This window comes from Longispora urticae (assembly GCF_053902585.1).
Map to the genome: position 1 here is coordinate 13,372 of NZ_JAQZSH010000020.1, position 22,303 is coordinate 35,674.

Below are 22,303 nucleotides of genomic sequence, written 5' to 3' on the forward strand. Positions count from 1 at the left end.
CCAACGGGAGCCCCGCCGAACGGAGCACCGTGATGACATCCGCGACCGCCTCGCCGAGCTGACCCGGAGCTGGCCGCCGACCCGGCCCGCTCGCCGGCCGCGCGGCCCGGGCACACCCGGGGTGTCAGTGGACGTCAGCCCCCTGTCAGCCCGCCGCACTACCGTCCCGATCATGACTGAGCAACTGGACGCGGACGTCCTCGTCGTCGGCGCCGGCCCCACCGGCCTCACCCTCGCGATCGACCTGGCCCGCCGGGGCGTGTCCGTCCGCGTCGTGGAGAAGGCCGTCACCGGCCGCACCGGCGACCCGGGGTCCGCGCACCTCGCCGGCTCGCGCGGCAAGGGCCTGCAACCGCGCACCCTCGAGGTCTTCGACGACCTCGGCGTGATCGACGAGATCCTGCGCACCGGCGCCGTGTACCCGCCGCTGCGGATCAACGCCGGCCGCGTTCCGGTGTGGACGGCGCACATGCACAAGAAGCGCGCCCCGAGCGCCGCCGTGCCGTACCCGATGACGCTCATGCAGCCGCAGTGGCGTACCGAACAGATCCTGCTCGACCGGTTCACCGCGCTCGGCGGCACCGTGCGGACCGGCGTCGAACTGGCCGGGTTCACCCAGGACGCGGCCGCCGTGACCGCGACGTTCACCGACGGCCGGACCGTGCGGGCCCGCTACCTGGTCGGCGCCGACGGCGGGCGCAGCGTCGTCCGCAAGGCGCTCGGCATCGGGTTCCAGGGCGAGACCCGCGAGGACGAGCGGATGCTGCTCGGCGACGTCAAGGCCGAGGGGCTGTCCCGCGACCGGTGGCAGGTGTGGATCAACCCGGTGAGGCTGCGGGTCCGGGTGACCATGTGCCCGCTGCCGGGCACCGACACGTTCCAACTGACCGCCCCGCTCGAACCCGGCGAGGACCCGGACTTCTCGCTGGCCACGTTCCAGGGGTACCTCGACCGGTCCGGCCGCCGCGACATCCGCCTCACCGAGGTCACCTGGGCGTCGGTCTACCGGGTCAACATCCGGATGGTCGAACGGTACCGGGACGGCCGGGTCCTGCTCGCCGGCGACTCCGCGCACGTGCACTCCCCGGCCGGCGGGCAGGGCCTCAACACCGGGGTCCAGGACGCCTACAACCTCGGCTGGAAGCTCGCCCGGGTCCTCGCCGGGGCCCCGGGGGCGCTGCTGGACACGTACGAGGGGGAGCGGCTGCCGGTCGCGGCGGCGATGCTCGGGCTGAGTACCCGGCTGCACGACCTGGCGGCCAAGGGTGGCGGGCGTAAGGCGTACAAGCGCGACGAGGAGACCAGTCAGCTGCTGCTGTCCTACGCCGGTGGGCCCCTGGCCCGGGGTGACCGGGGCGGCGAGCGGGCCCCCGACGCGCCGTGCCGCCGGCCGGACGGCACCGCCACCCGCCTGTTCGACGTGTACCGGGGCCCGCACAGCACCCTGCTCTCCCTGGAGGGGGCACCCGGCACCGACCTCCGCGTGCCCGGCGTCCGCGGGCTGCGGGTCGGCACGGACCTCGTCGACGACGGCGGCCACATCCGCGACGCCTACGGCACGGGCGGCCACGTCCTCGTCCGACCCGACGGCTACATCGGCCTGGTCACGACGTCGGAGACCGAACTGGCCGACTACCTGACCCAGATCTGACGGGTACGCGCCGGCGGACCCGGGGCGGACCAGGTCCGCCCCGGACGGCGTCGGATCGGGTGTCCCGTCGGGGGCTCCCCGGTTCCGGACGCGTGGAGCCGGCGGTCAGCTGGTGATCGAGCCCTGCTTGCGGGCGCGGCTGACCCAGTTCTGGGCGGTGTGCCGGGGGACGTCGTAGTGGTCGGCGACGCCGGTCACGGTGCCGGCCTGGGCGAACACCTCGGCCAGGTCGTCGGGCATCCGTCGGTACACCCGTCCGCTGTCCGAGGTGCCGGCCGGAGGGGTGGCCGGTTCGGCGGCGGCGGAGGGGGTCGCCTTCCGTGCGGGCTTCCCGGCGGGCTTCGGGGCGGGGCGCCCGGCGCGTTGGCGGGTGGCCTTGGGCTTGGCCTCAGTGGTGTCCGGGACCGCGGCCGGAGCCGGAGCCGCGGTCTGGGCCGTCGTCTTTCGGGCGCGCGGCGCGGTAGCCTTGGCGCCACCGGAGGAGACGGCGGCAGCCGGGTCGGCGAGCTCTGCGGGTGCGGGCTTCGCCTTGCCCTTGCCCTTGGCCTTGGACACCGGCTGGGCGCTCGTCGCCACCACCGTGGAGCGGGACCGCTTGGTCTCCTTGGGCGCGACCTCCGCGCCCGCGGCCCGCTTCTCCGTCGCGGCGACGGCCGCCGACGCGGCGGGCGCCCTGCGTCGGCTCCGCTGGGCGGCTGTCGAGGGCGCCACGGTCGCGGGCTCCTCGACCGCCGGCGCCTCCGCGCCCGCTGGCTCCCGGACATCCGACGACGCGACCACCTCGGCCGGCACCGCCCGCCCGGGCCGCGCTCCCGCCGGCCGCTTCCGCGCCCGCACCGGCGCGACGTCCACACCGGACACCCCGGACTCCGCAACCGGGGTCCCCGCGCCGGCCACCGGTGTCACCACGATCGCCGGGGTCACCGCCCGCAGCAACAGTTCCAGGTTCACGGCCGGCAGCTGCTCCGCGGACAGGCTCCCACCCGCCCCGGCCCGGATCAGCAACTCGGTGATGTGCACCGCCGAGTCCGAGGCGTCCACCCGCACACTGGTGGTCGCCAGCGCCTCGTCGTCGGGCGTGATGGTGATCGTGAAGCGCGTCATGGGGATGGTCCCTGCCCTGGTGTTGATATTGCGCGCCAACCTACACCGGCCGTTCGGCGGTCCACAACAGCCCACACAGCTCATCCCACGGCCGCGAGCCCCGGGCCCCGCCCGCCGGGGCGCCCGGGGGCCACCGCCGGGCGGCCCACGAAACGCCGCGGGACAGCCGCCGGACAGCCTCGGTTCACGCGACGGACAGCACGTACACCCGGGGGCTCAGCTTGCCGATCATGCGGTACACGTGCCACAGGCAGTCGCCCAGCATGATGTCGTAGGCGCCCTGCCCGTACCGGTCGGTGTAGCGTCCGGGTTCGCGCAGGAGCCGGGCGGCGTGCAGGAGTTGCCGGCCGCCCTTGCCGGTCCGCTCCTCGGCGAACTCGCCCCACTCGGTGCCCAGTTCCCGGCACGCGTCGATCCGCAGGCCGGCCGACGCGACGGCGCGCTCCGTCCGGCGCGGGTCGGCACTGGACGCGACGACGCCCATCGTCCCGAACAGCCAGTCGGCCTCGCGCGGCTCCAGGCGGTCGGTGCCGAACATCTGGTAGACGAGTACCCGCCCGGTGTCCCGCAGGACGCGGCGGAACTCGGCGTACGCCCCGTCGAGGTCGGTCACGTGGACCAGGACGTCGCGGCACCAGACCAGGTCGGCCGACGCGTCCGGCACCGGGAGCGACCCGGCCGAGCCCGGCGCGAACGCGACCCGGTCCCGCAGTTCGGGCAGGGCGCCGGCGAGCTCCGCGCGGGCCAGCTCCACATGGCGGGCCACGGGATCGAAGCCGCGCACCGTGAAGCCGAACCGGTCCGCCAGCCGGAGCGCGTGTCCCCCTTCGCCGCAGCCGACGTCGAGGACGTCGGCGCGGGCCGGCAACCCCAGGTCCGCGACCAGATCGTAGAGCAGCTCGGGGCCGCTGGGGTCCAGGCTCTCGTCGAGGTCGGCCTGGAACTCCTCCTCGACCTGCGGGTACGCGTCGTAGAACTCGGCCATGTCGAACCGGGCGGGAGTGTCCATGGCCGGGACGCTATCGGCCGGCCGCCCCGCGGGCACGGGAGTTTCGGGGTGCGGGACGCCGGTACCCGGAAAAGGGGTGTGTCAGGGGTCGAGGAGGACCGCGTCGCCCACCGCGACCCGCCCCGGCTCCACCACGGACCCGTAGACCCCCAGGCACAGGTCCCGTTCGCGCGCGACGGCCCGCAGGATGCCGGGGTCGCGGTGGGCGGTCTCCGGGTCCACGTTGACGATGGCGCACCGCTTGTCCTTCCGGTCCGCGCGCATCCGCAGCCCGCCGATCCGCAGGCCCCGCCCGACCCAGGCGTCCTCGGGGAACTCCGCGTCGCCGGCGGCCTCGACCACGAGGTTGGGCCGGAACCGGCGGATGTCGAGGTCGGCGTCGACCAGGGCGCCGAGGTCGGCGACGGTCCGCGTCGTGAGCAGGGACAGCGGCAGGGCGTCGAAGGTGCCCCGGTCCAGTTTCATGGCGCGGACCCCGACGCCCAGCTCGGCGGCCAGCACCGGGTCGAGCACGTCGAACTCCTTGCCCGACGGCGTCCGCACGGTCACGCCCGAGGAGTCGGGCCGGTCGGGCTCCGTGAACGACGGCCGGTACCGGACCAGGTCGGGCTGTTGGCGGATCGTCAGCCACGGGAATCCGTTGCGGGGCACGTCGTCGCGGACGAACGCCCAGCGGCGGTCCCCGGTGAGGCCGTGCCAGGACACGTCCACCTCGGACAGTGCCTCCGACGCCATGGACTTGACGGGGTGGCGCCACAGCGCGGCCACCCGGCCGACGAGTACGGGGGAAGTCATGGTTGGCCTCCACGGAAGGAGGCGCCCTTGTTCCCGAACCGGGGCCGAGCGTGGCGGACCCGGTCCGTCGCAGCGCCTCTCCGCCCCGGCCGCGCCCGCCCGGGGCGCGCCTGACGGGGCCAGCGTCACCCGGCCGGGCCGGTGCTGTCAACCCGGGCCGGCAGTTTTCCCACATTCGAGACTGTCCAGCTTCGGTGGGTTAGCGTGGGTTTCGCCAAGCAACACCGATGTTGGAGGAATCGTGCGGTTCTTCGCCCGGATCACCCTGACCGCTGTCGCCTGCGCCGCCGTGTCCGCCGTCGGGCTCCCCGCCCACGCCGTGGTGCCCGGCACCGCGGGGGCCGTCGCCTTCGCCCGGGACGGCAACATCCACGTCCGCGCCGAGGACGGTACGACCAGCCAGGTCACCCGCGACGGCCTGTCCTCGTGGCCCTGGTGGTCCCCGAAGGACCCCTCGCAGCTCGCGTACGTGCACGCCGGTGACCTGTGGCTGGCGAACATCTACGAGAACGGCGAAGTGTCGCGGTGGCAGATCACGCACGGCCGGCACGCGAGCGGCCCCGCCTGGTCGCCCGACGCCCGGTGGCTGGCGTTCCTCGACGGCGGCCGGCTGTACCGGGTCCGGGTCGGCTTCGACCAGGACGCGGCCGGGGTGGAGGCCCTGGCCCGGGACGCCGGCCCGTCGAACCTGCGGGAGTCCCGCTCGGTGGCCTGGTCGCCGGACGGCAACCTGATCGCGTACCCGGGCACGGGTTGCGACGGCATCCACGACGACTGCCTGACGGTGCTGAACCTGACCACGAACGGTGAGTCCACGCTCGGCGTGCACGGCGGCGGCGGTGTCCTGCCCGGCTACTCCACGACCCCGGCGTTCACCGCCGACGGTTCCCGGGTGCTGTGGACGACCCAGCGCGAGACCGGGGACGGCCAGACGTGGGCGCCGTTGCAGATCAACTCCGCGAACCCGACCGGCGGGGACTACCGGCTGGTGGGGGACGACGGCGACGCCCTGCCCGCGCCGTCCCCGGCGGGCGACGCCCTGCTCGTGGTGGCGAAGCGCGACGGAGCGAACTGGATCGTGCTCGTCCGCGCCGACGGAACCCGGGAGGCGCTTGTCCGGGGCACCCAGCCGGACTGGCAGGTCCTGTAGACCACCACGAAGGACCCCGGCACGGGGGAGCCGGGGTCCTTCGTGGTCCGCGCCCGCCCCGGACCTTCACCGGTCCGGGGCGGGCCCTTCGCCGGCCCGGGAGCCAGCCCGGGGTGCGGGCCCGGGCGAGCCGCTAGTGGTTCGGTTCCACCGGCTGCGCGAGGGTGCGGAGGTTGACGCCGTGCGCGAGCATGAACGGCTCGGGGTCGATGGCGTTGCCGTTGAGCACCGCGCCACCCCCGGTGTGGATCTCGAAGTGGCAGTGCGAACCGGTCGAGTTGCCGGTGCTGCCCATCAGCGCGATCGTCTGCCCGGCCTCGACGTGCTGACCCACGGTCACATCTACCCGCGAGTTGTGGCCGTACAGGGTCTGGATGCCGCCACCGTGGTCGACGACCACCGCGAAGCCGTAGCCGCCCCAGTCGTACGTGGTGGCGAGGACGACCGTGCCCGAGGCGGCGCTCATGATCGGGGTGCCGGTACCGGCCGCGAGGTCCACGCCGACGTGCGCGGCGCCCCACCGCTGGCCGAAGGGGCTGGTGAACGAGTACCGGCCGACGGGGGCCACCCACGCGGGCTTCGGCGCGGGCGCGGCGGCCGGGGGCGGTGCCGCCGTGGTGGGCGCGGGACTGGCCGCCCGCTGGGCCCGGTCGGCCCGGTCCGCGACGGCCCGGGGCTTGTCGCCGGCCGCTGAGGGGACGGCGGGTGACTGCTGGAGCGAGGTGACCGCCGCGACGAGGCCGGCGACGAGCAGGACGGCGGCGGCTATGTAGTGCCGGCGCGTCACGCGGAGTAGTTCCGAGTGGCGCAGCCAGGTGGTGATCTTTATGAAGAGAGTGCTGTGACCTGCGGCATTACCCGGGCCATCCAGCTCTTCGGTCTCGTTGGTATGTCGCACGCGACACCCTCCGTGTTCGGGGGACTGGGCCTGCCCACCCTGGCGGGTGACATCGATGGTCGCCAAGCCCTGGCGCGTTTTCGTGGCCATTCGCACACGGTTCCGAGCCGTCCGGGGGAGGTTTGGGGCCCCTGTGACTACGCCTGGTGAGTGCCCGACTACTGGGCCCCGGCCGACGATTCGAAGGTCGCGGCGCGTGTCGGGAAACCGGTGTGTCCGGGCTGGTCCGGCACGGGCGGGCCCGGCGGTGAGGTTCGGGGACGTACCTCTTTTCGCCTGCTCCGACCCGCCCGGTTCTCCTAGCGTGGTGGGCAGCCACGAAGGAGGCTGACATGAGCAAGAAGAACCGGTCCGATCCGCAGCGCCCAGACATGTCCGGGCAGAACAGACAGCCGGGTATGCCGGCGCCTGGGATGTCGCGCGACGACGACACGGACATGCAGGCGACGTTCAGCGACGGCACGGCCCAGAACGGCGCCGCCTCCGCCCAGCAGGGCACGGCGACCCAGGCCCGCCAGCAGGCCGAGAAGGCGGCGGACAAGACCACGACGATGCGGGACAAGGGCAGGAACCTGGGAGGGAAGAACGCCGGCTAGCCGCGGAGCCCGGGCGGGCGGACCACCACCTGGGTCCGCCCACCCGTCGCGGGGGTCCGGCGCCTACGCCAGGAACCAGGACCCGAGGGACAGGAGCCCCTTCGCCGTGGCGACGGCCACCAGGACCAGGTAACCGAGACAGGCCACCCCGTAGACCCCCAGCACGAGACGGGTACGCGCGGGCAGGCTCGCCAGGTGCGGCGGCAACGCCCGGCGGCGCACCGCGTGCCCCAGGAGCGCGAGGGCCCGGCCGCGCGGGTCGACGAGCCCGAACACGACCTCGACGGCCACGTACCCGTCGCCCGGTAGTAACGGGTTGACGTTGAGCAGCAGCGCGAACGTCTGGAACACCAGCAGGTGCCCGGCGACGTCCCCGCCGTGCCCGGTGAGCGCCAGCGCGGCCGTGACGCCCATGCACACCCCGTCGCACAGCGGCCCCGACAGGGTCAGCGCGAGCCGGCCGCCCCGGGACCGGATCCGGTACGCGTCGGTGCGGTCCACGAACGCCACCGGCAGCACCCACAGCAGCAGCGCGAACCCGGCGCCCCGCACCGGGGTGCGCTGGACCTGGCAGACCAGCGCGTGCGCGGCCTCGTGCAGGCACACCTGGAGCACGAGCAGCACGGCGGCGACTCCGAACGCGACACTCGGGTCCGGCGGCCGGGCGGCGGCCAGGAACCCCGTCACGCCCAGGACCGTGCCCACGGTGCCGGCCGCGGCCAGCACCGCCATCGCGACGGGGGCCCGCCGACCGGTCCGCAGCGGGGCCGCGACCGGTTCCAGGAGCCGGGGGAGCGCCCGGGTCACGACGAAGCGGGGCAGCAGCGCCGAACGACGACGGGGAACCGCGACCGGCGCGGCCGTACCGTGCAGCAGGCCGGCCCGGTCGAGCGTCCCGAGGAACAGGTCCAGCTCCGCGCGCGCCGTGCCCGGCTCCTGGCGCCGGGCCGACGCGAGCAGGCCGGCGACCTCCTCCGTCGACCGGGTGCCGTCGAGCAGCCGCAACGTGGCCACCGCCGCGCCGCTGAGCCGGTGGTAGCGGCCGGTGCCGCCGTCGTAGGCCAACGGCAGGTCGTCCATGCCGACCAGCAGCTGGACGCCGTCGCGCAGACGTGGATGTGACACGGTTCTCCCGTCGGGATGCGGGTCGGACGCCGGCCGCGTCGGGTGGGCGGTCCGGGACCCCGCCGGACCGCCCACCCGGGGCATACTGCGTGCGGGTCCCCGGCTCCGGGATGGTGATGACAGCCCGGAGCCGGGGATTCCCCGCTCAGTGCCCGATGACGGACGACGCGCACGGTCCGCAGGTGACCGTGCTCGCCGTGCCGAGACACTCCGTGGCGCACGCGTGCGTCACGACGCAACTGATGACGCACGCCACCACCGACAGCGAGTTGCCGTCGGGCAGCTCCTCGATCACCAACGGGCCGTCGGCGACCTCGGCGAACAGCTCGAGTTCCAGATCCATGGGATTCACCCCCTCTCCTGGGGTACGTCCGCCGGACCGGTGCCGGCGGAGATCGACGGGTCCGCGCCGGGCGGGCCGACCGCCAGCGCGAACAGTTGGTGCCGGGTGACCCCGTCGCAGCGCAGCGGCGTGCGGACCGCTGCCGGCAGGAAGCCCGCGAAGACGCTGCCGACCAGGCCGTGGGAGATCGCGGACAGCCACATCCGGTACCCGGCCCCGCCCGCCCGGGTCATCAGGGTGCGGTACCCGGCCCCGCCGTGCGCGGAGTCCGCCGCCTCCAGGTCGCCGAGCAGCGACACGATCGCGCCGGCCGTGGCGAACTCCTGCTGCAACGTCAGCTCCTCGTACGCGGCCCGGCCCGCCAGGGCCATCACGGGCGTGGCGGTCGCGCCGCCGGGGTCGAGCCGGTAGACGGCCGGTGGCAGTCCGGCCACGTTCTGGGCGACCACGACGGGGATCAGCGGGTGCTCGCCCGGCCAGCGGGCCCGGTCGGCGGCCATGCCCTCGGCGACCGCGCCGAGCAGGACGGCCAGGTCGACGGGTTCGGCGCGGAAGTGCCGGATGGCGCGGCGGTGGGCGAGCACCTCGGCGAGCAGACCGGGCCGGGGCGCGGCGGCGGCCGGCAACGGGACCGGCGGGCCGATCGCGTCGGGCGGGGGAGTGGCGGGACGGGTGCCCGTGACGATCGTTGCTCCCGGTTCGCGGAACGACCGGAGCACGTCCACGGTCAGGCTGATCGCGCTCATCGGGACTCCTCGCCGTGGACGGTCGGCACCGTGCCGGTCGCGTCGGGTCCGGGACGGACCGGTTCCCCCAGGTGGATCACGGCCGTCACCGGCTCCGCGTCCAGGTCGATGCCGAGCAGGTCGCCGAGCCGTTCGTCGTCCAGGTCCACGGCCGGGCGGGCCGGCAGCCCGAGCGCCTCGGCGACGGACAGCACGGCGGCCTGGGCGCACCCGGCGTCCAGCAGCACCACCCGCAGCCCGAACGCCCCGTACTTCGACGCCACCCGGGGCAGGTCCCCGGTGAACAGCAGGCAGGCGGGCGCGGCGCAGTCCGGCGAGCACGCGGCCGGCCGGCCCGCGCGGAGCAGGGCCAGTTCGTGACCGGCGGGCACGTAGCCGTAGACGCCCGGGGGCACGCCGTCGAGGTCGCGGACGAGGACGTGCGCCACGACCGAGCCGATGTTGCCGCCGCTGGCCGTCCACCGCCACACCCGGTCGGGCGTCTCGTGCTGCCATCCGGCGGCCACGGCCAGCAGCAGCGCGAGGTGCTCCGGGTCCAGCGCGGCCGGCGGGGCGGAGGCCGGGGCCGCTGAGCCCGACAGGAGGCCCAGGTCGGCCGGCGGGATCTTCTGCCGGGGCGCGACCGGCCAGGTCTTGTGCCCGCGCTGCAGGGCCATGTTCGCCGGCTGGTAGTGCACCTGGTGCGCCTTGACGTCGGCGTACTCCTTCGGCGGCAGCGCCACCGCCGCCTCGTACCGCGCGGACACCGGGGCCGGCCGGGGCTCCCCGGGCGCGGTCGAGCACGCCGGGCAGCCGGGCCGGCTCACCCCGCTGCGCCCGGACTGGGCCAGCCGGGTCAGTCCGATCCGCCGCCACCGGCCGGGCAGCCCGACCCGGGTGGCGCGGCTGAGCAGCGCGACGAGGTCGGCGGCGGCCAACGCGGCGGCCAATCCCAGGTCCTCCACTGTGGACTCTTCGGGCGCGTCGGCGGGGTCGAGGAGACAGTCCAGGCACGGGCCGAGCCGGCGGTCCACGTACGGGCCGATCTCCACCACGTCGCCGGACACGCCGAGGTGCAGGAGTGGAGTGCCCTCGTTCCAGCAGGCGGCGGCCAGTACCCCGTCGAGAGGGTGTGAAGGGGTCGCACAGACGACCACCAGTGTCGGTTCGTCGGCGTCGAGACCCGGCACGGTCCCGGCCAGGGCGACCCGCAGCGCGGCGACGAGACGGGGGTCGCCGGTGAGCCGGAGCCGCGCGGTCGCGAGGCGGGCGGCGGCCCCCTCCCAGGCGGCGTTGGCCTCGGTGGCGTCGCCGATCCGGGACAGGTAGTCGGCGAGCGGCCCGGGCACCCAGGACACGTCGGTGTCGGGCGCGGTCTCCTCCACCACCCCGCAGGTCCACAGCAGGCTCAGCACGGTGAACACGGTCGTCGTGCTCACGCCCAGCTCGGCGGCCACGGCGTCGTGGTCGCGGACCCCGTCGAGCAGGGGCAGCAGCCGGGGCACGAGCTGGGTGGCGGCCCTGCCCCGCAGCACGTGCCGGGTGGGGGTGCCCTCGACGACCAGGCGGTCGTCGTACCGGCGGATCACCAGGCCGCGGCGGACCCGGGGCCGGGCCGGCACCGCGAACTGCGGGTCGTGCGTCGCGGCGCGGGCCATCGTCTGCGCGCTGATCGGCTGGTCGGCCATCACTGTTCCCCCGAGTCCACGTGCCCGGACGGGACGCGCCCGGCCCCACGCCCCGCCGCGACCGCCGCCCGCAGGGTCGTCACCAGCTCGGCGGTCCTGCGCGGCCGGGCCGACGCGTCGCGACACCGCCCGCACGCGTCCACGGCCACCACCCCGGCCCGCCGCACACCCCCGTCCACCAGCCCGACGGTCCGCACCCAGCCGCCCGGCGCCTCCAGGGTGGGCTCGACGGCGTCGGCCACGGCCCGCACGGCCAACCCGACACCCAGCTCCACGTGGTACGGGGCCCAGCCCGTCACCCGCTCGCGGGTCCCAGGCAGGACGGGCGCCGGGGTGTCCGCCCACAGTTCGGGGCTCTTCGCGTGCTGGCGCCGCCGCCGCCGGAAGCACACGTGGCACGCGGTCACCCCGGGCACGACCACCGGCCCGCACCGCAGCTGCGCGTGCTCCAGCAGCACCGGGAACCACGGCCGCCGCCACGCGAACGCCGCCCGCTCGACCATCTCCACCAGCGGCGGTTCGTCGTACCCGGCGGCGAGGACGAGGACGTCGAGGGCCGGCCAGTCGGCCAGGTGCGCGCGGCCGGTGGTGTCGACGACCTCGCTGCCGGGGTACCTTTCGGCGAGCCGCGACGCCACGGCGGCCCCGAAGTCCCCGGCGGCGAGCACGGTCAGGCGGGTCACGGCCCCTCCTCAGGCGAACGGTTGCGGGTCACGGTTCAGGTCCTCCTCCGCCAGGGTCGGGTGTCCCATCCGCGCCGGCCCGTCGTACAGCCGGGGGTGGGCGAGGTAGCGCGCGTACGGGTCGAAGGACAGCGGCATCAGCTCGGGTACCAGCACGTGCACGACGGTCGAGCCGGCCTGGGCGGCCTCGTCGGTGGTGAGGTCCACGACGATCGCCTCGCAGCCGCGCGCGGACAGCCGGTCCAGCAGCCAGCCGAGCACCGCCGTCGGGTCGGTCGAGCGCGGCCGGGGCAGGTCCGCGAGGGTGTGCGCGGGGCGCTCGCCGTCGAGCAGGAAGTCGAACCGGGGCCGTTGTTCGCGCCGTCCCATCCGCAGCGCCCCGGCGACGACGCTGACGGTGTCGGCGGCGTAGTCCCGGGCGCCGGTGGCGATCATGCTGCGCAGCGCGATCCGGACGGACGTGGCCTCCCGGTACAGCTTGGCGACGGCGCGGCCCGGGTCGGGGTCGCACGTCGCGGACACCAGCTGGGCCAGCGCCGGGTCGTGGTCGGCGAGCTGGAGCCCGTAGACCACGGGGATCCCCAGGTCGGTGGTGGCGTCGAACAGCACGGTGCGCAGGTGCTCGACGGTGCCCCGCGCGACCGCCCGCTCCTGCTCGGCGGTCAGCTCGCCGGGGCGCACCTCCAGCCGGGGCAGCCGGAGCCGGTGCAGCCAGGCGAGGGTGATCGCGTCGCGTTCCACGACCTCCAGCAGCCCGCCGACCACGGCCGCGACCGGGTCGGTGTGCGTGGCGCAGCCGGTGGACACCATGTGCGCGAACCGTTCGGCGCGCGACTGCGGCGGGTTCTTCAGCCAGGCCAGCGGCGCCGGCACGTACGTCGGCCGGTCGTGGGTGAGCGAGTACCCCTCGACCCAGCGCATCGGACCGTCCGGATCCTGAGCCAGCAGGGTGCCGCCCGGGTCGGCCAGTTCCGCCGCCGAGCACGCCGGCCAGCGCGCGAGGTCGACCCCCAGGTCCCGGGCGCTGGCCCAGACCATCCGCTCGGGCCGCCACGCGCAGGAGGAGTACCGCTCCAGGGACTCCGCGATGGCCAGGAACGCCGCGCGCTCCGGGTCCAGGTCGCCGCCCGCCCCGTCGATGTTGCCCATGCCCGGGTCGTGCGCGGCGAACCCGGCCTGGGTGTCGAGGACCGCGCCGAGGTCGCCGACGCTGCCGCTGACCACCGGGAACCGGGGTTCCCCGTCGGCGATCTGCAGCCGGGCCACCTGCCCGACCAGCCCGTACGGAGAGACCAGGCTCTCCAGCCCGCCCACCGGCATCGGCCCTCCCCGGAGAAATGTGCGCTCGGCTCACGTTGTCGGGGTCACGCTAACGCCCGCCGCCCGGAGAGAATCATCACTGTCAATGTATTGTCAGATGGTGCGGGAACCGTCCCGGACACACGCGGCATACTGCTCGGGTGCTCCTGGACACCGAACGCCTGATCCTCCGCCGCTTCCGGCCCGCGGACGCCCCCGCGCTGGCCGCGTACCGGTCCGACCCCGCCGTGGCCCGCTACCAGACGTGGACCCCGCCGCTGTCGGAGACCGACGCCGGGGCGCTGGCGCGGTCCTTCGCGACCGGGGACCCCTCGGAGTCCGGCTGGTTCCAGTACGCGGTGGAGCTGCGGGCCGACGGGTGCCTCGTCGGGGACGTCGGGGTGCGGCTGGACGACAACCGGATGCAGGCCGACCTGGGGTTCACCCTCGCCGCCGACCGGCAGGGCCACGGGTACGCCACCGAGGCCGTCCGCGCCGTGCTCGCCGACCTGTTCGGCCGGGGCCTGCGCCGGGTGTCCGCCGAGTGCGACGCGCGCAACGGGGCGTCCGCCCGGCTCCTCGAACGGGTCGGGTTCCGGCGGGAGGGGCTGCGCCCCGGGTACACCTGGATCAAGGGCGAGTGGACCGACGACGTGCTGTTCGGGCTGCTCGCGGAGCACTGGACCCCCGAACCCGGGACCCTCGGTGGGTAGGACCCGAGGCCCCGCCGCGATCGGCGAACCCAGCGAGCACGGCCACCTCGAACTCGTCCCCGACGCCGACCAGCCCGGCTGCTGGACGCTGCGGGTCGACGGCACCCCCCAGTCGCACGTCGACCTGGACGACCCGGCGACGATCCACTTCGAGTACATGCGCCGGCTCGCCTCCGTGGTCGACGCCACCGCGCCGGCCGGCGTGCCGCTGCGGGTCCTGCACCTCGGGGGCGGCGCGCTGACCCTGCCCCGGTACACCGCCGTCACCCGGCGCGGTTCCGCCCAGCAGGTCGTCGAACTCGACCCGGCCGTGGTCGCGCTGGTCCGTCGGGTGCTGCCCACCCCCAGGGGAGCCGACATCCGGGTCCGCGTCGGCGACGCCCGCGCGGCGGTCGAGGCCTCGGGCCCGGCCCGCTACGACCTGGTCGTGACCGACGTCTACGGCGGCTCCCGGGTGCCCGCCCCGTTCACGTCCACCGAGTTCGCCGCCGAGGTCGCCCGTGTCCTGCGCCCCGGCGGCCGGTACGTCGCCAACCTCGCCGACGGCGCGCCCCTGACCTTCGCCAAGGGCCAGGTCGCCACGCTGCGGGCCGTGTTCGCCGACGTGTGCCTGCTCGCCGAGCCCGGGGTGCTGCGCGGCCGGCGGTTCGGCAACGTCGTCCTCGTCGCCAGCTCCGACCCGTTGCCCGTGGCGGAACTGTCCACGGCGGCGGCCCGGGACGCGTTCCCCGCGCGGCTGCTGCACGGGGCGGAGCTGGACCGCTTCACCGCCGGCGCGCGCCCGGTCGCGGACGCCGGGGCCGTGCCCTCGCCGGCCCCGCCGAAGGGCATGTTCGCCGGCTGACGGTGGTCACAGCGCGTGCACACCGGGCCCGGTGCATGCCGCCCGGCCCGCTGTCGTACCCACGTTCCGTCACGTCCGGGACCCGCTGAATCTCACCGAGCGTCACGGGATCCGTACCCCCCGAGGTGGTGGTTGGTCCGGTCTTTAAATCTCTCTAAGGACGTTTCGACCCTGGCTGAAACGACCATAAGGTGACCGGTGACCGATCCCTCACTCCCTCTCCTAAGGGGTATCGAGTGTCATCCCCCCTGCCGCGCAACCATGCGGCACCCAAGAAGCGTCGTCTCCGGCGGATACTGTTCGTCACCGGCCTCGTGGCCGTGCTGGGACTGTCCGTCACCCCCACACTCACCGACAGCTCGTGGGGCGATCTGATCAGCGCCAAGGCCTCCGGGCCCGAGCCCCTGATCGGCGTGCCCGCGGACGACCCGGGGGCCGGTCTGGTCTTCGACGGTCTGCGGCCCGCGCCCAAGGGCAACAAGTGCGTCGGCGAGTACCTCGTCGGCGGCTCCGACCTGTGCAGCCACGGCCCCGACCCGGCCCCGGCCGGCCTGAACCCGCGCGGCGAGGTCAAGCCGGTCGCCCCGGCCAAGCCCGCCGACAAGGCACCCGCGCCCGGCGTGCTCGCCCTGCCGTCGGTCACCGACCTGGCCACCAGCGTCGGCGCGCTCGCCCCCGTCACCGGGGACAGCCCGCTGGTCGCCGCCGCGGACACCCCGCCCGGCGCGCCGATCACGCCCGCCGCCTCCGGCGTGGTGTGCGACGGCGACGGCCGGACCGGCAAGCGCGTGCAGATGCTGTACGGCTACGAGTCCGGCAAGGCCAGCCGCTTCAACGAGTACGTGAACTCGTTCCGCACCTGGTCCGCCGGCATCGAGAAGATCTACGACGCCAGCGCCCAGCAGACCGGCGGCTCGCGGCACGTCCGGTTCGTCACCACCCCCGACTGCACGGTCGACGTGCTCGCGGTGGAACTGCCGGCCGGCTCGTTCGGCAACTTCGACGCCACGATCAACGCGCTGAAGAAGCTCGGGTACGCCGCCAAGGACCGCAAGTACGTGATGTTCGCGGAGTCCAAGGTGTACTGCGGCATCGGCACCCTCTACACCGACCACCGCCCCGGCCAGGAGAACACGAACAACAACGTGGCCTCCTACTCCCGGGTCGACTCGGGCTGCTGGGGCGCCGGCGTCGCCGCGCACGAACTGACCCACAACCTCGGCTCGGTGCAGAACAACTCGCCGAACCACACCGAGTACGGGCACTGCACCGACGACTACGACCTCATGTGCTACAACGACGGCGCGGGCACGGTCATGCGCACCGTGTGCACCGACAAGGCCAACGAGGACCGTCTCGACTGCAACAACGACGACTACTTCACCACGTCGGCCAAGCCGGGCAGCTACCTCGCCTCGAACTGGAACGTCGCGAACAGCGGCTGGCTGATCACGGGCACCGGCGGTCCGAACCCGAACCCGTCACCGTCGCCGTCCCCGTCGGCCAGCGCCGGGCCGTCGCCCACCGGTAAGCCGACCGGCAAGCCCAGCCCGAGCGCGTCGGCGCAGCCCACCCAGACGGTCGGCCCGTCCCCGACGAAGTCCGGCACCCCGCGTCCCACGGTCACGGTCCGCGACATCCGGCAGACCAGCGTCGGACTGACCTGGCCCGCCGGCGCGACCGGCACCCGCTACACCGTCGTGTTCAACGGCCGGGCCATCGGCACCACGCAGTCCACCGCCGTCCGGGTCACCGGTCTGCGGCCGGGCACCGAGTACCGGGTCGCGATCACGGTCGGCTCGGCCGCGTACGCCCCCGAGGTCACGTTCCGCACCGCCTCGGCCAGCGCGCCGACCGGCAAGGAACTGACCATGGCCAACGCGTACACCGGGCAGAACGTCGACCTGACGGCCAGCCGGCGCACCGACGGCGCGCCGATCATCGCGTACGCGCCGCACGGCTACGCCAACCAGCGCTGGGTCCTCGTACCCGCCGCCGGGGACACCGTGCAGATCCGCTCGGTGGCCAGCGGCAAGTGCGTGTCGGCCCTCGGGCAGGCGGCGGCCGGCGTGCCGCTCGTCCAGCAGTCGTGCGACGCGCAGGCGGTCGGTCAGCGGTGGAAGCTCACCCTGAACCCCGACGGGTACGCGCTGACCCTCGGCGGGTTCGACGTGGGGATCGGGGAGGGCGGCCAGCTGGTACTCCAGGCCCCGTCCCACGCCCGCGCCCAGCGCTGGAGCCTGACCTCCTCGTGAGACGACTCATCGGGTTCGTGCTCGCCGTCGCGCTCGGCCTGGCCTCCGCCCTCCTCGGGGCGGAGCCGGGCTGGGCGCACGGCAAGCAGATGCGACTGGTGATCACCGCCGACGCCCAGGGCCGGCTGGAGATCGCCGGCACCTGGGTGGAGGACGACCACCCGGTGCTCGAGGGCATCGCGGCCGTCGTCACGGCGTCCTCGACCGACGGTCGGCTCGCCGGCCCGGACTACCTGAGCGCGGTGCCCAGCCGGCCCGGGGTGCTCGTCGCGGCCACCGCGCTGCCGGCGGGCGTCTGGGACGTCTCGGTGGAGGCCGGCGCGCCGGTCGCCGCGTACGCCCAGGCCAGGGTCGAGGCCGTCGCCGGTCAGCCGGTGCTGGTCTTCCAGGAGAAGCAGGTCGCCGCACCGGCCGGACAGGGCGGGACGGAGGGCTTCGACTGGGGCCCGTACGCCGTGGCGGCCATCCTCGCGGTACTCGTCATCGGCGGCGTCGTCATGAAGGTGCGCGCCGCGCGCCGGTGACCCCGCGGTCCGGCGGCACCCAGGTCCCAGGGTGCCGGCGGACCGCGTCCGGCGTTCCCGACGACTCACCTCCAACGAACCACCGACCTGCCCGGACACGCCCCGGGACCCCGTCTCGCAGATGGCGAACGAGGTCCTCGGCCGCTCGTCGCGTCACGATCCCGCCCCGCCCGCGTCGGTGAGGATGAGCCCGCGACCCTGCGGCACGGAGGCGAGGACAGCTGATGAGCGCACCACACCCGTCCGGCGGCATCGAGGAGCTGCTGGCGACCATCGACTCGGCGTGGGCGGACGCGGACCGGCACCGGCCGAGACGCCTCCGCCCGAACAGCGGGGTGGTGTGCCCCGGGGCCGCGGCCGAGCGTCCGGACCCGCCCGGCGTCCCGGTGGCGCCGGAGGCCTCGGACCCCGAGGAGTCGTCGGACATCTTCGGATTTCTGGCCCCACGGGATCCGGACCCGCGCGACGAACCGCACCCGAGGTACCCGGCACCGTCCGAGGGCGGCTGACCGGCCATAGTGGACGACGGCCTGATGCCGGTGCCACCCACCGGACCCACCGGGGCCGTCGACCCGGTCACCGCCGCGGGGCGGCCGCGCGGCCCGCGATACTCTGCTGAGATGGGGATCACACACCACGGCCGGACCGACCGCCTCGACCTGCTGGACCCGACCCTGCGGACCTGGGACTGCGTCGTCCTGGAGTCCGGTCCCGACGGGATCGTGCTGGACCGGTCCGCGTTCTACCCGGGCGGCGGCGGCCAGCCCCCGGACCACGGCGTGCTGCTCTGGCAGAGTGTCGAGACCCGGATCGTCGGCACCCGCAAGGGTGAGGACTTCTACCTGCTGCCGGCCGAGGGCGACCCGCTCCCGCCGGTCGGCACGGCCGTCACCGGGGCCGTCGCGGACGAGCGGCGCAGCCGGCTGATGCGGACCCACTCGGGGCTGCACCTGTTGTGCGGGGTGGTGTTCCGCGACTTCGGGGCCCTCGTCACCGGCGGCAACATGGAGCCCGGCGAGGCCCGGATGGACTTCAACCTGCCCGAGGTGCCGGCCGACTTCAAGGCGCTGCTGGAGGCCTCCGTCAACGTGGAGATCGCCGCCGACCGCCGGGTGGACGTCCGGGTGCTGGGCCGCGAGGAGGCCCTCGCCATCCCCGACATCATCCGCACCCAGACGAACCTGATCCCGCCCGGCGAGGAGGAGATCCGGATCGTCGACATCATCGGGCTCGACACCCAGGCCGACGGCGGCACGCACGTGGCCTCCACCCGGCAGATCGGCCGGATCGAGCTCGTCAAGGTCGAGAACAAGGGCAAGGCCAACCGTCGGGTACGCATCCGCGTCGTCGACTGACCCGCCGTCCTCCCCGGCCGGCCGCGCGGGGGCCGGGGGCTGGCGGGCGCGTCGCGGCCTGGCGCCACTCCCGTCGGGGTGGCGCGGCGGGTCCCGGGCGGCGGGGGCCGGTGGGTGGTCGTAGCCTTGTCGGCGTGGCCCATCTTCACGCGCTCGGCGTCCTGATCATCCTCACCCGCGACGAGGAGGTGCTGCTCGCCCAGCACAAGAGCACGGGGCAGTGGTCCGTGCCCAGCGGCCCGCTCGCCGGCGACGAGAACGTGCTGACCGCGGCGATCCGCGAGGCCCGGGAGAAGGTCGGCGTGCAGCTCACGGCTGAGGAGCTGGAGTTCGTCGGCGTGATCCACCGCAGGCACGGCCCCGAGCGGGCCAACATGGCGTTCGTGTTCCACGCGCTGAGCGTGCCGGCGGTGCAGGACACGCCGATCAACGCGGACCCGACCCGGTGCGCGGAGGTCCGCTGGTTCCCGATGGAGGAGCCGCCGGAGAACACGTCGCCGAACACGGTGCGCGGGCTGGAGCTGCTCGACAGTGGCGAGACCCTGAGCGTCGCCGACTGGGACCAGGCCTGACCGACCCGGTTCAGCCGGCGGAGTACCCGAAGCCGGCGTCGTCGAGTTCGGACAGGCGGCGGTCCTCGAACAGGGTGCCGAGCTGCTCCAGGCGGTCGCGGGGGACGGCCCCGGCCAGGTCGGGCAGGATCCGCGACTCCTCCTCGCGCAGGTGGCGCGTGACGGCGTCGACGAACTCGGCCACCACCGCGTCGAACCCCGCCGTGCCGACCGCGGCCTGGGCGGCGGCCAGCTTGTACTCGGCGTCCCGGTGTTCGTCGAGCCCGTGCCGGACCGCGTACCCCTCCGCCGCGTCCAGGTCGAGGAGCGTGCCGTAGACCTGCTCCTCCTCGGCGACGGTGTGCGCCGCGAGCCGCGCGCGGAGCTCCGCCAGGACCGTCACCGGCTCGGCCTCGTGGTCGCGCAGGCACCGCATGAGTGCCGTGAGCCGCGCGTGGTCGTCGATGATCGCGGTCACCGCGTCCATGGTCCACCTCCCCGGGTCCCCACCACGCCCGCCTACCCGGACCGCGCCCCGGGCAAACACGGACCGGGGCGTCGGTGGCCGGGCGTCGGAGCGGCCCGGGTGCCGGTACCCGTCTGACGGGTCGTGTTCTAGCGGTCGAGAAGCTCCAGGCCCAGGTCGGCCAGGAACCGGCACAGCGCCGCACGCTGCCGGAACAGCGCCCGCAGCTCGTCGGTCACCGGCGCGCCGAGCAGCTCGTACGGCAGTGAGGTGAACGCGGCGCGCGCGACCAGACCGCCGACGTACCCGTAGGTCACGTCGGCCGGGTCGGCGTCGACGCCGGAGTCGCGCATGCCCGCGACGAAGGCGGGCACCAGCGTGGCGTGGATGCCGGGCAGCGCGGCGGCGGGCAGGTGTCCGGCGTGCGCGAGCCCGACCAGCAGCTGGCCGAGGTCGAAGCCGATGGCCAGCGGGCACTGGAAGGAGATGTCGATGGCGACGAACTCGTCGGGCGCGCCCCGGGGGACCAGCAGGTTCTGCGGGCTGGCGTCGCCGTGCGGCAATGCGTGCGGCAGGGCGTCGAGCCGGTCGAGCACGGTGGGGAGCGCGTCGGCGAGCCGCAGCAGGTCGGCCCGCAGCCGGTCGTCGACGTCGGCGAGCAGCGGATGGCGCCACGCGGCGTCGTCGGAGAGCACCGGCACGGCGGCCTGGCGGACCCTGCCGTCCACGTACACCCGGAGGGCGAAGCCCGGCGGCAGCGGCGTGCTGGCCAGCACCTCGGGCGTGCTGCGCAGGGCGGCGAGCCCGCCCAGCGCGTAGGCCGCCCGGGCGAACAGTTCCGGGGTCCACTCCGCGTCGGGTACCGCGTCGACGTCCTCCATCCACAGCAGCGCGCGGTCGTCGGGCAGCTCCGTCAGCCGGTACAGCTCGGGCACCCGGACCCCGGCCGGCAGGCGCCCGGCGAACGGTTCCTCCCAGGCGTCGAGCTCCTGGCGCCACGGGAAGTCCCGGACGAACCACTCGCGGACCTCGGCGGGGACCTGGTCCAGCCGGGGCCAGTGCCGGGCGTGCTGGAGCACCTTCACGAACACGGACCAGGCCCGGCCGTCGGCGGCGGTGCCCCGGACCCGGAGCAGGTCGCCGGTGGCGGGGGAGCCGGACTCGTACGCGACCGGCTCGGTGGTGAACGGCCCGGGGTCGACGGGGCCGCCCAGCAGGGTCGCGACGGCCGACCGCAGCTCGGACTCGGGGAGTTCAGTGACCATGGCGCACCACCGGGGAAGATAGTAAGGTAAGGCTACCTGACGATATACCCAGATGGTAAGGCTGCCTTATGAGTTTGGTCAATGGCGAACCGCGCCCGCACGTGCTGGACCTGCTCGGCGCCGCGCTCAGCGTCGCCAAACGCGCCATGGAGGCCGAGGTCGCCGACGAGCCGCACCACCTGCGCGGCTCCCACCTGCGGCTGCTGTCCCTGACCCCGCCCGAGGGCATGCGCCCCACCGAACTGGCCCCCCGGGTGGGCATGACCAAGCAGTCGCTGGGGGAGTTCGTCGCCGCCATGCGCGAGGCCGGGTTCCTGGAGGTCGAGACCGACCCGAGGGACCGGCGGGCCCGGATCGTCCGACCGACCGAGCGCGGTCTGCGGCTCCAGGGCCGGATCCTGGAGATCATCGAGGAGACCGAGGCGCGCTGGCGGTCCGCCGTCGGGGCCGACGACTGGGCGGCGTTCCGCCGGGTGCTCGCGACGCTGGCCGCCGAGCGGTAGTCACCCCCGCAGCATAGAACCCCACCCCGGCCGCCCGGCCCGCTTCCCGGGGCACGCAGAATGTCCCGACACGGCCGCGCGCGCGGCCACCGACCCCGGATGGAGCACCATGACCACCCCCCTGATCGCCGCCGTCGCGGGCCGGACGCCCGATGTCGACCCCACGGCGTTCGTCGCCCCCACCGCCGTCGTCCTCGGCGCGGTCACGCTCGGCGCGGGCGCGAGCGTCTGGTACGGCGCCGTGCTGCGCGGCGACTCCGAGGCCATCACCGTGGGCGCGGACACCAACATCCAGGACAACTGCACCCTGCACGCCGACCCGAGCTTCCCGACCGTGCTCGGCGACCGGATCACCGTCGGCCACAACGCCGTCCTGCACGGCTGTGTCGTCGAGGACGACGTCCTGATCGGGATGAGCGCGACCGTGCTCAACGGCGCGCACATCGGGACCGGTTCGCTGATCGCGGCCGGGGCGGTGGTGCCGCAGGGCATGCGGGTGCCGGCCGGGTCGCTGGTGGCGGGGGTGCCGGCGAAGGTGCGCCGCGAGCTGACCGAGGACGAGCGGTCACTGATCAAGGCCAACGCGGAGGGGTACCTGGCGCTCGCGGCGGCCCACGCCGAGATCCCGTCCCAGCGGAGCCGGTCTTAGCCGAGGGACGACGCCGGGTGCCGCGGGCGGACGGCTGGCGGTTATCCGACTGTGTTCCCGACGGCGGGTGACTAGGCTGCCCCCGAACGCGGACGTCGGCTGTGGACAGACA

Annotated in this window: 24 protein-coding genes; 12 read left to right on the plus strand and 12 right to left on the minus strand. The window is 74.7% G+C overall.

The genetic code is table 11. The features are described 5' to 3' along the window. Positions 1 to 172: 172 nt before the first annotated feature. Positions 173 to 1,651, plus strand: coding sequence for an FAD-dependent oxidoreductase (locus PT931_RS10260; RefSeq protein WP_456245482.1), 1,479 nt, complete (start codon positions 173 to 175; stop codon positions 1,649 to 1,651). A 105-nt stretch (positions 1,652 to 1,756) separates the two neighbouring features. Here PT931_RS10260 and PT931_RS10265 read toward each other — a convergent pair whose 3' ends face one another. From PT931_RS10265 to PT931_RS10275, 3 genes are all read right to left on the minus strand, one after another. Further along, complete coding sequence (locus PT931_RS10265; protein WP_456245483.1) at positions 1,757 to 2,755, minus strand: hypothetical protein; 999 nt, start codon at positions 2,753 to 2,755, stop codon at positions 1,757 to 1,759. Positions 2,756 to 2,939: 184 nt separating this feature from the next. Beyond that, a complete protein-coding gene (locus PT931_RS10270; protein WP_456245484.1) occupies positions 2,940 to 3,764 on the minus strand; it encodes a class I SAM-dependent methyltransferase in 825 nt (274 codons plus the stop codon). 81 nt (positions 3,765 to 3,845) lie between these two features. Then, positions 3,846 to 4,559 carry an MOSC domain-containing protein gene (locus PT931_RS10275; protein ID WP_456245485.1) on the minus strand — a complete coding sequence of 238 codons (714 nt, stop codon included), beginning with the start codon at positions 4,557 to 4,559 and terminating at the stop codon, positions 3,846 to 3,848. Positions 4,560 to 4,800: 241 nt separating this feature from the next. Between PT931_RS10275 and PT931_RS10280 the strand changes: the two genes are divergently transcribed. Next, positions 4,801 to 5,709: a TolB family protein gene (locus PT931_RS10280; RefSeq protein WP_456245486.1), complete on the plus strand. Its 909-nt coding sequence runs from the start codon at positions 4,801 to 4,803 to the stop codon at positions 5,707 to 5,709. A 133-nt stretch (positions 5,710 to 5,842) separates the two neighbouring features. Here PT931_RS10280 and PT931_RS10285 read toward each other — a convergent pair whose 3' ends face one another. After that, the gene (locus PT931_RS10285) at positions 5,843 to 6,496 is read right to left on the minus strand and encodes a M23 family metallopeptidase (protein WP_456245487.1); all 654 of its coding nucleotides are present in this window, start codon (positions 6,494 to 6,496) and stop codon (positions 5,843 to 5,845) included. Positions 6,497 to 6,939: 443 nt separating this feature from the next. Between PT931_RS10285 and PT931_RS10290 the strand changes: the two genes are divergently transcribed. Continuing rightward, positions 6,940 to 7,203, plus strand: a complete 264-nt coding sequence (locus tag PT931_RS10290; protein WP_456245488.1) for a hypothetical protein — start codon at positions 6,940 to 6,942, stop codon at positions 7,201 to 7,203. A gap of 63 nt (positions 7,204 to 7,266) precedes the next feature. Here the strand turns inward: PT931_RS10290 and PT931_RS10295 are convergent, their stop codons facing one another. The 6 genes from PT931_RS10295 to PT931_RS10320 all read right to left on the minus strand — a co-directional run bounded on the left by PT931_RS10295 (position 7,267) and on the right by PT931_RS10320 (position 13,087). After that, complete coding sequence (locus PT931_RS10295) at positions 7,267 to 8,328, minus strand: PqqD family peptide modification chaperone (RefSeq protein WP_456245489.1); 1,062 nt, start codon at positions 8,326 to 8,328, stop codon at positions 7,267 to 7,269. 145 nt (positions 8,329 to 8,473) lie between these two features. Then, positions 8,474 to 8,671, minus strand: a complete 198-nt coding sequence (locus PT931_RS10300) for a hypothetical protein (RefSeq protein WP_363719800.1) — start codon at positions 8,669 to 8,671, stop codon at positions 8,474 to 8,476. Between the two features lie 5 nt (positions 8,672 to 8,676). Then, positions 8,677 to 9,417, minus strand: a complete 741-nt coding sequence (locus tag PT931_RS10305; RefSeq protein WP_456245490.1) for a nitroreductase family protein — start codon at positions 9,415 to 9,417, stop codon at positions 8,677 to 8,679. After that, complete coding sequence (locus tag PT931_RS10310; RefSeq protein WP_456245491.1) at positions 9,414 to 11,084, minus strand: tpaE; 1,671 nt, start codon at positions 11,082 to 11,084, stop codon at positions 9,414 to 9,416. Before PT931_RS10310 ends, PT931_RS10305 begins: the two co-directional genes overlap by 4 nt. Next, a complete protein-coding gene (locus tag PT931_RS10315) occupies positions 11,084 to 11,767 on the minus strand; it encodes a TOMM precursor leader peptide-binding protein (RefSeq protein ID WP_456245492.1) in 684 nt (227 codons plus the stop codon). The genes PT931_RS10310 and PT931_RS10315 overlap by 1 nt, the downstream gene beginning before the upstream one ends. A 9-nt stretch (positions 11,768 to 11,776) precedes the next feature. After that, a complete protein-coding gene (locus PT931_RS10320) occupies positions 11,777 to 13,087 on the minus strand; it encodes a YcaO-like family protein (protein WP_456245493.1) in 1,311 nt (436 codons plus the stop codon). A 140-nt stretch (positions 13,088 to 13,227) separates the two neighbouring features. On the opposite strand from PT931_RS10320, the gene PT931_RS10325 reads away from it, so the two are divergent. The 7 genes from PT931_RS10325 to PT931_RS10355 all read left to right on the plus strand — a co-directional run bounded on the left by PT931_RS10325 (position 13,228) and on the right by PT931_RS10355 (position 19,329). Beyond that, entirely contained in the window at positions 13,228 to 13,779 is a 552-nt protein-coding gene (locus PT931_RS10325) for a GNAT family N-acetyltransferase (RefSeq protein ID WP_456245494.1), read from the plus strand. After that, complete coding sequence (locus PT931_RS10330; RefSeq protein ID WP_456245495.1) at positions 13,772 to 14,623, plus strand: spermidine synthase; 852 nt, start codon at positions 13,772 to 13,774, stop codon at positions 14,621 to 14,623. Before PT931_RS10325 ends, PT931_RS10330 begins: the two co-directional genes overlap by 8 nt. 236 nt (positions 14,624 to 14,859) lie before the next feature. Beyond that, positions 14,860 to 16,878, plus strand: coding sequence for an RICIN domain-containing protein (locus tag PT931_RS10335; RefSeq protein WP_456245496.1), 2,019 nt, complete (start codon positions 14,860 to 14,862; stop codon positions 16,876 to 16,878). After that, positions 16,875 to 17,402 (plus strand): hypothetical protein, encoded by a 528-nt coding sequence (locus PT931_RS10340; protein ID WP_456245497.1) that lies wholly within the window; start codon positions 16,875 to 16,877, stop codon positions 17,400 to 17,402. The genes PT931_RS10335 and PT931_RS10340 overlap by 4 nt, the downstream gene beginning before the upstream one ends. A 224-nt stretch (positions 17,403 to 17,626) precedes the next feature. Further along, positions 17,627 to 17,911 (plus strand): hypothetical protein, encoded by a 285-nt coding sequence (locus PT931_RS10345; protein ID WP_456245498.1) that lies wholly within the window; start codon positions 17,627 to 17,629, stop codon positions 17,909 to 17,911. Positions 17,912 to 18,022: 111 nt separating this feature from the next. Beyond that, positions 18,023 to 18,757, plus strand: coding sequence for an alanyl-tRNA editing protein (locus tag PT931_RS10350; RefSeq protein WP_456245499.1), 735 nt, complete (start codon positions 18,023 to 18,025; stop codon positions 18,755 to 18,757). A gap of 134 nt (positions 18,758 to 18,891) precedes the next feature. Further along, positions 18,892 to 19,329, plus strand: a complete 438-nt coding sequence (locus tag PT931_RS10355; RefSeq protein ID WP_456245500.1) for an NUDIX domain-containing protein — start codon at positions 18,892 to 18,894, stop codon at positions 19,327 to 19,329. Positions 19,330 to 19,339: 10 nt separating this feature from the next. On the opposite strand, the gene PT931_RS10360 is transcribed toward PT931_RS10355, so the two are convergent. Both PT931_RS10360 and PT931_RS10365 read right to left on the minus strand, forming a co-directional pair. Next, positions 19,340 to 19,795 (minus strand): hemerythrin domain-containing protein, encoded by a 456-nt coding sequence (locus PT931_RS10360; protein ID WP_456245501.1) that lies wholly within the window; start codon positions 19,793 to 19,795, stop codon positions 19,340 to 19,342. A 128-nt stretch (positions 19,796 to 19,923) separates the two neighbouring features. Further along, on the minus strand, positions 19,924 to 21,039 hold the full coding sequence (locus PT931_RS10365) for a hypothetical protein (protein ID WP_456245502.1): 1,116 nt from the start codon (positions 21,037 to 21,039) through the stop codon (positions 19,924 to 19,926). Between the two features lie 68 nt (positions 21,040 to 21,107). Between PT931_RS10365 and PT931_RS10370 the strand changes: the two genes are divergently transcribed. Both PT931_RS10370 and PT931_RS10375 read left to right on the plus strand, forming a co-directional pair. Beyond that, positions 21,108 to 21,542 (plus strand): MarR family winged helix-turn-helix transcriptional regulator, encoded by a 435-nt coding sequence (locus tag PT931_RS10370; RefSeq protein WP_456245503.1) that lies wholly within the window; start codon positions 21,108 to 21,110, stop codon positions 21,540 to 21,542. A 109-nt stretch (positions 21,543 to 21,651) separates the two neighbouring features. After that, entirely contained in the window at positions 21,652 to 22,191 is a 540-nt protein-coding gene (locus PT931_RS10375) for a gamma carbonic anhydrase family protein (RefSeq protein ID WP_456245504.1), read from the plus strand. Positions 22,192 to 22,303: the final 112 nt, after the last annotated feature.